9 protein-coding genes and 2 tRNA genes are annotated in these 11,526 nt (G+C 46.6%); 8 read left to right on the top strand and 3 right to left on the bottom strand.

Going from position 1 to position 11,526, the window contains the following annotated elements:
• Window positions 1-2: 2 nt before the first annotated feature.
• From Q4A14_RS06060 to Q4A14_RS06050, 3 genes are all read right to left on the bottom strand, one after another.
• Window positions 3-73: transfer RNA gene (locus Q4A14_RS06060), tRNA-Gln, on the bottom strand.
• 110 nt (window positions 74-183) lie between these two features.
• Window positions 184-2,196, bottom strand: a complete 2,013-nt coding sequence (locus tag Q4A14_RS06055; protein ID WP_303170699.1) for a PepSY-like domain-containing protein — start codon at window positions 2,194-2,196, stop codon at window positions 184-186.
• A gap of 30 nt (window positions 2,197-2,226) precedes the next feature.
• Complete coding sequence (locus Q4A14_RS06050; protein WP_303170697.1) at window positions 2,227-2,667, bottom strand: PepSY-like domain-containing protein; 441 nt, start codon at window positions 2,665-2,667, stop codon at window positions 2,227-2,229.
• Between the two features lie 486 nt (window positions 2,668-3,153).
• Between Q4A14_RS06050 and Q4A14_RS06045 the strand changes: the two genes are divergently transcribed.
• From Q4A14_RS06045 to Q4A14_RS06010, 8 genes are all read left to right on the top strand, one after another.
• Entirely contained in the window at window positions 3,154-3,369 is a 216-nt protein-coding gene (locus Q4A14_RS06045) for a hypothetical protein (protein WP_303170695.1), read from the top strand.
• Between the two features lie 142 nt (window positions 3,370-3,511).
• Window positions 3,512-4,327, top strand: coding sequence for an outer membrane protein assembly factor BamD (locus Q4A14_RS06040; protein ID WP_303170693.1), 816 nt, complete (start codon window positions 3,512-3,514; stop codon window positions 4,325-4,327).
• Window positions 4,328-4,364: 37 nt separating this feature from the next.
• Window positions 4,365-4,715, top strand: coding sequence for a DNA-directed RNA polymerase subunit omega (locus tag Q4A14_RS06035; RefSeq protein ID WP_303170691.1), 351 nt, complete (start codon window positions 4,365-4,367; stop codon window positions 4,713-4,715).
• A 21-nt stretch (window positions 4,716-4,736) separates the two neighbouring features.
• Window positions 4,737-5,192, top strand: a complete 456-nt coding sequence (locus Q4A14_RS06030; RefSeq protein WP_303170690.1) for a DUF4293 domain-containing protein — start codon at window positions 4,737-4,739, stop codon at window positions 5,190-5,192.
• A gap of 129 nt (window positions 5,193-5,321) precedes the next feature.
• Window positions 5,322-5,397 (top strand) — tRNA-Lys (locus Q4A14_RS06025).
• A gap of 179 nt (window positions 5,398-5,576) precedes the next feature.
• A complete protein-coding gene (locus Q4A14_RS06020) occupies window positions 5,577-8,576 on the top strand; it encodes a tetratricopeptide repeat protein (RefSeq protein WP_303170688.1) in 3,000 nt (999 codons plus the stop codon).
• Between the two features lie 27 nt (window positions 8,577-8,603).
• Complete coding sequence (locus tag Q4A14_RS06015) at window positions 8,604-10,409, top strand: hypothetical protein (RefSeq protein WP_303170687.1); 1,806 nt, start codon at window positions 8,604-8,606, stop codon at window positions 10,407-10,409.
• Window positions 10,410-10,509: 100 nt separating this feature from the next.
• Window positions 10,510-11,322 carry a 5'-nucleotidase, lipoprotein e(P4) family gene (locus tag Q4A14_RS06010; protein ID WP_303170685.1) on the top strand — a complete coding sequence of 271 codons (813 nt, stop codon included), beginning with the start codon at window positions 10,510-10,512 and terminating at the stop codon, window positions 11,320-11,322.
• Window positions 11,323-11,526: the final 204 nt, after the last annotated feature.

Here is an 11,526-nt window from a genome sequence, read left to right as displayed (position 1 = left end):
AGTTGTCTCGCAGGGATTCGAACCCCGAATTAAAGAGCCAGAATCTTTCGTGTTACCGTTACACCACGAGACAATTCCATCCGCGGGAGATAAACTCCCATTGGGTCAGCCTCTGCAAAGGTAACAACTTTCCTTGAAACACAACACTCGAAGTGCTGCTTTTTTAAGACAACTGTCTATATGTTAGTCATCAATACCCAAAAATGCATAAGTCCTTGCGTCGTACTTGAGTTCAAGACCGTTAGAAAGGTCTACCTCATAGTGCTTTCTGTTGCGAGAAATCTTAACGACAAAGGTATTGGGGAATGTCGCTGCAATGTGTTGACGGATCTTTGCAGGGATGATCGCGCTTGGCACTGCGAAAGTACGTGTTTCGACTTCTTTCCATTGGCCACTGCTGTTGAAGTCGATATCAGCACCATTAGCCAACCTCACTTCGTAGCTCATAGCCCCATCATCATAATCCACTTCCACAGAAACAATCTTCACACCTGCAAAGTGAGTCTTGAGGAAATCCTTAGCCGCATTAGGTAGGACACCTTCGCCAGGAGCAGGGGGAGCAGGAGGATTGTTGTCTCTATCATTGTCGATCTCTATGATCTCCAATGTATTGATATCAAACTTCAACTCCACACCGTTGTTGAGGTCTACTTCATAGTCTCTACGATCGCGAGAGATCTTCATGATGATAGTACCAGGGTAGTTTCTCTGTACGAAAGAGTGAATCTTGGATGGAACGATAGCTCTTGGCACAGCGAAAGTATAAGTCTTCACTTCTTTCCATGCACCTCTGCTGTCAAAATCAAGTTCAGCACCGTTAGCCAAGATGACATCGTAAGATAGAGTATTGTCATCTCTGTCTACAATGACAGAGATAATACTCACGCCCGGGAAATGAGTACTGATGAATTCCTTGGCAGCATTAGGCAAACGGTCATCATCGGTAACAGGAGGAGTAACGTCACCATTACGGTCATTGTCAACATCAATCAGATCCAATGTATTGATATCAAACTTCAACTCCACACCGTTGTTGAGGTCTACTTCATAGTCTCTACGATCGCGAGAGATCTTCATGATGATAGTACCAGGGTAGTTTCTCTGTACGAAAGAGTGAATCTTGGATGGAACGATAGCTCTTGGCACAGCGAAAGTATAAGTCTTCACTTCTTTCCATGCACCTCTGCTGTCAAAATCAAGTTCAGCACCGTTAGCCAAGATGACATCGTAAGATAGAGTATTGTCATCTCTGTCTACAATGACAGAGATAATACTCACGCCCGGGAAATGAGTACTGATGAATTCCTTGGCAGCATTAGGCAAACGGTCATCATCGGTAACAGGAGGAGTAACGTCACCATTACGGTCATTGTCAACATCAATCAGATCCAATGTATTGATATCAAACTTCAACTCCACACCGTTGTTAAGGTCCACTTCATAGTCTAGCCTGTCGCGAGAAATCTTGACAATGAAGTTTTCGGGATATACACTCGCCACATAAGACACAATCTTAGCCGGAACGATACCCTGAGGCATAGCAAATGTGTAAGTATTCACCTCTTCCCACTCTCCTCTGCTGTCAAAGTCAAGTTTGGCACCATTAGACAAAACCACATCGTACGACACAGTACGGTCATCGTTATCTACTTCGATAGAGAGGATGCTTGCCTGTGGGAAATACGTACGGATGAATGCGTGTGCCGCCTCAGGAAGTTGAGAAGGTTCGACAACTCGATCCTTGACAATAATTGTCGCCCTGTCCATATCAATCTCGATAAGTTTGAAGGTCTTGGCATCAAACTTCAACTCCTTACCATTGGATAGATCAACCTCATAATCCCTTCTGTCTCGAGAGATCTTGAGGATCTTAGCATCAGGATATGTAGTATTGACGTAAGTCAAGATAGGCTGTGGGACGATCCCATCAGGTACCTGAGTCGTACGAGACTCCACATCTTCCCAATTACCATTGCGATCAAAATCAATCTTGGATCCATCAGAAAGTACGACATCATAACCGCTGTCATCGGTCTTGACCAAGACAACATCCTTGCCAGGGAAATGAGTACTGATAAAAGTCTGAGCAGCATTCGGGAGATCCGTCGGAGCGATTATCTTGTCATCCTTGTCGCAACCAACGAGGGTCACGAGCAAAAGTAACGCTGATGTCAGCATCATTTTCATTTTTCTCATAATCAATTCTTTTTTTAGTTTTCAAGAGTTTTAATTGTCATATCTTTTAAATTCCATTGTCTTTCTGTCGAAGACAATCTCAAGATCGTTATTTAGTTCGACCTCATAGAAACGTCTGTTACGAGAGATCTTAACGATTTTGGTACGAGCGTGATTAGCATTGACAAATGATGCTATCTTGGCCGGAATTATAGCTGAGGGGACTTCTACAAACCCTCCATCCACATCTTTCCACTCACCTTTCGCATCAAAGTCAATCGACATGCCGTCCACAAGTTTTACTTCGTACGAAGTAGACAAGACTTCCTTGTCAAGCAATACGAGCGTCACATCCGACTCATTGAAATGAGTACGGACAAAAGCCTTTGCAGCCTCAGGTAGTTGTTCAAATCGGATAGGTCGGTCTTCTGCCTTTCCTACAAAAAGCATAGATGCTGTGAGCATCAATGCGAATAAAATCTTTCTAACCATAATCTTAATATTCAATATCTTTGTTCATTATATGCATTGCAAAGATGCTGCTTAATTATGACCTACACAAACGAGGGGATTCGTTTTTGTACATTATTATGAGAAACACTATGCCTTTTTCTCTTTTTTTCAAAACAGACCATGAATCTTTACATATTTATGCATAATCAAGGACGTCTCATCCCCCTATCTCACTCAAAACCTCCACCCGACAAACATTATATATAATAGAGCGAGCCTTCCACACGAAAGCCCCAAATTCAGGATCACACTCACCCCACCCCCGACATATCGTCTAAGGCTCAAAAAAGGTTAGACAACCTTCGATCGCAAGTTAGACAACCTTTGATCACAAGTTAGACACATCGATTTCGGAAGTTGTACATCGGTATTTCTTGGGGAGGATCAGCCCCCTTTTGGAATTGAGAAAAATCATTACCTTTAGGGCTCTAAAAAGACAATAACCCATATTTTTTGAATAAAGAAATGAGAAGAGGAAAGAAAATCATCTGCTTGGACTGTGGCTACGAGTGGTACATCCCCTACGATGCGGAAAACAACTGGGAAAGCAATGTCATGCTCATGGATGATGACGATGATGAGCACGCAGGTGGCGAAAATCCATACGTGTGTATGTACTGCGGATCGACCAATGTAGAGATCATCGAAGATGTCATCATCCCTGATGATTACAACGGCTGAACTCACTCTGAAAAGTCCTCAAAAAGAAAAGTGAAGACGTGGGGCATATCCCTTCCGGAGCGCCTCTACATATATAATAAAGAATAAAAAGGAGAGAGTGTGGTGCAAAATTCGTATCTTTGCACGGTAAAAGCGCTTTTTTATGAAACATTATCTATATAGTGGCGTATCGCTCCTACTCTTGCTCTTCATAGGATCCGGATGTTCGGAATTTGTGAGGATACAGAAAAGTACCGATATCATGGAGAAATACTCCTACGCCAAAAAGTACTACAACACCAAAAAGTATCAAAACGCTGCAACACTCCTCGAGGAAGTGGTCCCATACCTCAATGGGACGAGCGAAGCAGAGACATCTCTGTATCTTTTGGGACAGTCATATTATGCTTCAAAACAGTATTATGAGGCACATGATAAGTTCGTACAGTACTATACGAGATATCCGAGTGGGGAGTTTTCGGAGCTCGCAAGATTTTACTCCGGCTACGGACTTGCTCAGGACATCCCCGATGCAAGACTCGACCAAGGCCCCACATATGCAGCGATAAAGGAGCTGCAAGGCTTCCTCGACAATCATCCGCAAAGCGAAAAAGCGGAAGAAGCAAGGGAGGAGATATTGAGACTGCAAGAGCACCTGGCATACAAGACCCTGCTCTCCGTAAGACTCTACTACAATCTGGGCAACTACATCTTTAACAACTACGAGTCCTGCATCATCACGGCTCGCAATGGGATGAAAGATTTCCCATTTTCCAAGCACAAAGAGGAGATGCACTACCTGGTAGTGGCATCACTGTACGAAATGGCATACAACAGTGTCATCGAGAAGCAACAGGCACGTCTGAGAGACTTGAGAGACGAGTACTACAACTATCTCAATGACTACCCCGAAGGCAAGTATGCCAAGAAGTTGGAAAAGTACTTCCTCTACGCAGACAAAAACATAAAGGACGAATAAAAAGAAAATCAACACAAAATACTGAGACAACAGAAACATGGACTACAGAAAAATCAACGCTCCGCTATCTACTGTCACTCGTGATGTCAATGAGCTAAGCAAGGAGACGGGCAATGTCTACGAATCAGTGATGATCATGGCTCGCCGTGCGAATCAGATCTCTCAAGAGATGAAGAAGGAGTTGGAGCTGAAACTTCAGGAGTTCTCCACCTACACAGACAACATGGAGGAGGTGTCGGAAAACAGAGAACAGATAGAGATATCCAAGTTCTACGAAAAACTCCCAAAGCCTACACTCATCGCAGCAAAGGAGTTTACAGACGGTGAAGTCTACCACCGCAACCCTGCAAAGCAGATGCGCGAGATGGAAGACGAAGCAGAAGCCTAAGAGATACAATCCGCACCGCTCATGATACAACGCAAACAGACACTGTACCTCCTACTCTCTGCCACACTGATGACGCTGGTGGTATTCCTGACCTCGGCAAAAGTGTTTACAGAGACCCACGGGACGTACACGTTTACTTCGCTCGGACTGTCTGATATCGCTGGCGAACTGACACACCCGATGTGGTTGCTTGCGACCCTCAACATCCTACTCGTGCTATTTTCATTCCTCACGATATTTTTGTTCAAAAATCGTGTGCTGCAGATGAGATTCACGATGTTCGGACTACTCCTCAAGATAGGATTTATCACACTTGCTTACTTTTTATTGACACAGTTCAGACCTGAGGACTACACAGGGATGTCGTACACTCCATGGGCAGCCCTTCCGTTCCTTGCGATCATACTTGACTATCTCGCCCACAGAGGCATTGCCATAGATGAGCGCAAAGTGAGGTTTATGGATCGCCTACGTTGATAGACAGAGCACTGTCGCACGAAAAAAAACAGGGCACAGTAAAAAAGTAAGGCATTAAAATTTTGGAGGAATAAAAATATTCACTACCTTTGCAGAGCAAAAGAGGAGATCACTGACTCTGAACTGTATGACTCCGTAGCTCAGCTGGTAGAGCAAATGACTCTTAATCATTGGGTCGAGAGTTCGAATCTCTCCGGGGTCACCACTAAAAAAGAGCTGATGTATAAGCATAAGACTTAAACATCGGCTCTTTTTGGTTTTTACAGATTGATAACATAGAGAAACACAAAAGACTCAGGGATAAGGCGGAAAATATGTATATTTGGGGGATATTGGGCGCTCCACAGCAGCCCTGAAGTGTTTGTAAGACAAAACGAAACTTCTATGAAGAAAATACTCCTCATCCTTCCGCTCTTCGGAGGCACATCCGTAGCTCACGGACAGATCATCGACAGGACGGCAGATGCTCTGATGAAGGCCGGCGAACTCACAGCAGTACGAAGCCATATAGGTGTGACATCGACACTATCCAACAGACATATAGACAAATGGACTTGCCCCTACTTTGACGAGGAGGCAACGTACCTCAATGCCATAGCTCTCGGAGCATTGGGCTCGCCTGAAGGTGAGACCCGACTGCTCGACTTCATCGAGACTCACCCCCACTCTCCCTACCGTCCATACGCACAGATGAGACTCGGGGAGTGGTACTTTGTGCAAGGCAACTTCCGCAGTGCGGCGTACTGGTTCAAGCAATATGATCCGTTCGTCCTGCCTGATGAGATGGCAGAGGCATCGGACTATTATTTGGCATTTTCGCTGATGAGAGATGGGAGAGAGGATCAGGCTCTGAGCAGGTTCAGACCCCTACTCCAGACTTCCACATTCGGGCGTGATGCGTCTTTCTACAGCGGTTATATCCTCAGCAAAATGGGAAAAGTAGAAGAGGCGGTGTCCACTTTGCAAAGAGTAAGCACGGATAGAGAGTATGGTGCATATGCTTGTGCATACATGGCTGATGGGCTGTTGTCACAAGGCAGATACTCGGAAGCCTTGGAGATCGTCCGAAAAGGAGAAAGACAAAAATCGGATGACAGCGAAGTAAGACTATCACTACTCCGTAGCGGTGGGCTTGCAGCGTCAGCTCTCGCACAGAGCGATGTGGCGATAACTTACCTGCAAGACTATGTACGACTTGCTCCCGAAGCAGGACGTCTCGAACTGATCACTTTGGGAAAGAGTCTCTACGAGGCAGGGCGTCATGAAGAATCAACAGAGTACTTGAGCAAGGTCGCTCTCGGAGGTGAGAGGGATTTCATCGGACAGTTGGCGCTATATTACGAGGGACTTGGACACCTTGCGTTGAATCGTACGGAAAGAGCGTTCGCCGCATTTGACAAAGCGGTGTCAATCGATATCTATCCGAGACTGACAGAGTCTTCGGCATTCAACGCCGCCTTGGCACTATACAGCCAAACCCCAGGCAAGATAAGCGAGGGGACTGAAAGATTAGCAAGTTATCTGGTCAAATACTCCGGGGGAGAGTACAGCAAGCAGGCAGTAGATCACCTCAGGGATGCATACCTCAATGATCCGGATGTGGACAAGGCTCTGCAAGCCATCGAAGGCATTCGTCCGTTGCCGATGGCTCTTCGCAAGACACTCGAACAAGTAAGGTTGCGTAGTGCCAATACCCAACTGCACAAGGGTAATACCGGCTCGGCAAGTCGTCAATATGACAATATCATACGTAGCAATTCGGATCCTGCGAGTGTGGCCGAAGCTCACTTGTGGAAAGGAGAGTTGGCACACAGAGAGGGAAGATATGAAGAGGCCATAACTTCGACCCTTAAATACATAGAGGGTCTTCCGAAAGATATGCCTCTCAATCCGAATGCCTACTACAATCTCGGGTATGCTTACTATAACCTCTCTCGTTGGGGTGAGGCAGCTAAGAGTTTTCGCGAGTACCTACGCCTGAATACGGGTGCAACAGCGGACGAACAGACCGTCATATACAACAGACTGGGAGATATCGATGTGCTCCAAAGAAATTATGGAGGAGCCATCAAGTTGTACGAAACAGCGATAGAAAAGGGAGGAAATGAGGCCGACTATGCACACTTCAAAAAGGGTATGGTCTATGGCTATATGAAGGAATACAAATCAAAGGCTGACTATCTTGCACTTTTGAGTGGAAGATACCCTTCGTCAAAGTATGTTCCCGAAGCCCTTTACGAGCAAGGGCGAGCACTGTCTCTACTCAACGATGAGAGATCGGCCCAAGTGGTGTTCCAAAGAGTGTTTGAGAACTATCCGAACACCGATATTGCTCCAAAAGCGGGAGTGCAGTTGGCTTTATCGTACTTCAATATGCATAAGTTGAACGAAGCTGCTCGTACCTATGAGATGGTGGCACGCAAGTATCCGAATACGGATGAGGCTAAGGCAGCCATGGAAGACCTCAAGGGGATAAGCATCGAGCTCAACAGAGTAGATGAGTATGCAGCCTTGGCAAAAGAAGTGGGTCACGGTCCTACGGTATCGGCATCTGAAATGGACTCTCTGGCTTACCTTGCCGCAGAAAAGATCGTGGGTGAAGGGACTGCCAAACAAGCAACCGAAGCTTTGGATAAGTACATCAAGACTTATCCTCAAGGTGTTTTTGTGAAGAAAACACAGTACAGCAAAGCATTGGTAAGCTACCAAAAGAAAGCATACAAAGACGCGACCCAAACTCTCGAACAACTCATACCGACCATAGCAGGCGACCCTACACTCCAAAAGGATGCGTACAATCTGCTTGCCACTGCGTATGCAGACTGGGGACGTCCTGACAAAGCTGCGGAAGCGTATCTTGCTCATGCCTTCAGCACAAAAGACATCACAGACAGAAGCAACTACATCAACAAATCTTTGGATAATGCCTTGGTTTCTCAGTCGCATGAGTTCGTACTCGCATTGGCAGAGGATGTAGCGAACGGAAAGATGGCGGTAAATGAGGAAACAAAAGCAAGAGTCTACGGGGAAGCATTGCAGATATCGGCACGAAGCAACAACAAAGCCAACGCTCTTGCATACGCCGATCGTATACTTTCTCTCAAAGACTTCGGACAACACGCAAGAGCTCAGGTCATAAAAGCCCTTGATCTCTACGACAAGGGACAAAATGCCGAAGCCCGCAAAGCTGCCCAAAAGGTCATCGACATGGGCACAGCGGATACTTACTGGCTTGCGAGAGCGTTTATCCTCCTTGCGGATACTTATACCAAAGAGGGAGATAAAGCCACTGCAAAAACTTATCTCGAAGGTGTCAAGAGCAACTACAAAGAGAAGCAGGACGGCATCCTGAAATTGATCAACGACAGACTGAGTAAGCTCTAAAACTTAAATGTGTAAGACTGCATAAACATGAAGAAAATCCTATACATATCTGCAGCTCTCATCGTCTCTGCGATGACCTATGACAACGTTGCAGCACAGGTAGCAAAGAAAGATTCCCTCAACAGAGAGCTCACCCTTGAGCGAGACTTTGTTCCGACTCAAAATCAAATCCAAAAATCTTTTTTCAGCCCCCTATCCGGACAGAAAAAGTCTGCCCTCACCCCACTCAAGTTTGTCAACGACTCATACGCACTGAGCACCAAGATCGAAACAAGATCCTTTGATCCGATCTTCAATGACAGAGCTCCCGAGTCGGAGCCGCAGAAAGGGTTCATACGCTTGTTCGGAGGATGGCAGGGCTATGGCGGGCTCAATGCCGGCGCCTCATTTGTCAATGAGCAAAAAAGCCAAACAGACATGTCCATCAACCACTTCACACGCTACATCCTCGGGCGCAATACTCTTCCGGCACCGATCAAAAGAGCTCGCACCCACGACACCGATGCGACACTCTCCTACGCCAAGAAGTTGAGTTTGGGGACACTTAGACTCAGAGGGCACGCATTCTACGATGTCGAAGGGATCTATGGTTCGGACAATCGTTTGGAGTCACCCCTCAACCTTGCCGAACAAGATTTCAAGCCGACATACCCCACTTTGAGCAATTATGGAGCGGTACTCTCAGGAGAGAGGACATACGCGCCACTATCCGCGGGATCGCAATGGTTTGGTTCGACCCAAGGCAGCATCTCTTTTACGAGCAAAAACGATTTTGTCCTTGCAAGCAAAATACCCGAAGAAACTTATTCAGGCACGGATCTGATGACAACGAGAGAGCTCAGGATCGCCAACCAAAGTTCTGTTTCCTACGAGTTTTCCGACCTCATCAAAGCAGGAGCAGATGCGGAGATTGATCTGCGTCAATATCCTACACTTGTCGGAGAATACCCTGTCGGCAATATGACTCTCCTTGGCGTGAGACCGGTCGTCTCTTTCAAAGGCAACACATTTGACATTCATATCGGAGGTAAGGTACAGTATGTCAATACAGCCTCAAAGAGCCTGCTCCTATCTTCGGACATCGCCCTACGATTCCACCCTGTCGATGCCTTTTCGATGTTTGCCAAGTTGGACGGCGGAGCAAGCCTTCCAACACTCAGAGACACTTACCTGATCAACAAATACTTCATAGCACCCTCGATCATCAATGCCACCGAAGCTGTCAGATATAGGGCAATCTTGGGTGTCGAGATGGGACCTTTTTCAGGCTTGTCGCTCACGCTCCGAGGAGGCTATGCCGACTATCAGGACTTTGCAGACTGGCAACAAAAGATACTCAAAGTGGATATGGTCAAAGATACGACCTTACCCATATCGATGTATGCTCTCCGCCAACGAAACGATGTCAAGAAGACTTATGGGGAGATCATGGCCAAGTACATCTCACACACGGGTCTGAAATTGTCGGCGGCGTTCCGGTACAACCACTATGTCACTTCAGACTTGAAAGACAAAGAGGGTGTAGACATCTCCGTACAAGGTCTGCCTAAGTACGAACTCAACGCATCTGCCACCTATGACATCTCTCGTCGTCTCAGCGTACAAGCCACTTTCACAGGCTTGGGAGGCATACAGACCGAAGACCGGAGGAGCGAAGGCAAGGTCGAACGCACCATGTTCAACGAGCTCAATGCGGGTATATCTTATCGGGCATCAAAGCGCGTAGGGCTATCCCTCACCGGTATCAACCTCCTCAACGGTAAGAACGAACGCTGGAGACACTACGAACACAGAGGGCTCGGCATCATGGGAGCTGCCACATTCACATTCTGATGCAAAGGTAATGCACTCCATCCCCTGCTGATCGGCTTCGGTTTGATCCGGTCAGAAAGGAGCATCCCCGACATAAAATAATCTCGCAAACATATATAACATGAGACTCATCAAGACCATTATCTTCACATTGAGCATTGCTGCTCTTGCGTCATGCTCACCATCAAGACGCCTATCTTCTTCAGAGAAAGAGCTGTCCAATATGCCTTTTGCCAAGCTCTACACAGCCGTATGGATGCAGAGAGCAGCGGAGTACAAGGCCCTCTGTTACCAAGCCTTCAACGTCGCAGAGACTCACCTCATGGCCGAAGTAGCCAAAAAGGAGAACAAGACACGCCGTCTGGCTATCATCACAGATATCGATGAGACATTCTTGGACAACTCGCCCAACTCTGTGTTCCAAGCTCGTAAAAACGAACTCTATGAACCGGAAGAGTGGCATCGCTGGTGCGCGATGGCCAATGCCGACACAATCCCCGGAGGACTCGACTTTTTCAAGAAAGCTGCAGCTCAAGGCGTAGAGATATTCTACATCTCCAACCGTAGCGAAAAGGATCGCAAGGGAACACTCAAAAACCTCCAGAAGTTCGGCTTTCCCAATGCCGATGATGCCCACCTGCTACTCCGCACGACAACATCCAACAAGGATGAGAGACGTGCAAAAGTCCTCGATCGCCACCACGTCATCATGTACCTTGGAGACAACCTCGGAGACTTCTCTTCGGCCTTTGATAAAGCGGACGAAGCAGGACGCAACTCAGCCCTCCAAAACATACGCGACAACATAGGCACGAAGTTCATCGTCCTCCCCAACCCCAACTACGGCACATGGGAAAATGCATTGATGGATCACGAACGCCTCTCTCCTGACAAACAGGTCAAGAAGTACAGACAAAAAGCGAAAGCTTACTAAATATTGTCACGACAGAAACGGTAAATGTCAGAGTGCGACAGACTTATTGTCGCACTCTGACATTTCTTTTATATTCGGTTTGAATATTGTTGATAGATTAGTAACTTGAGTTCGATGTAAGCTCCATCAGGTTGAAACATCTATCCCGATATCCCTCAACCGGATAAACGGTCGGATAAATAAGGTATAGAACCTTCGAAATTC

Source organism: Porphyromonas sp., from assembly GCF_030529325.1.
Lineage (GTDB): Bacteria > Bacteroidota > Bacteroidia > Bacteroidales > Porphyromonadaceae > Porphyromonas_A.
This window is presented reverse-complemented; position numbering and strand designations above follow the sequence as displayed.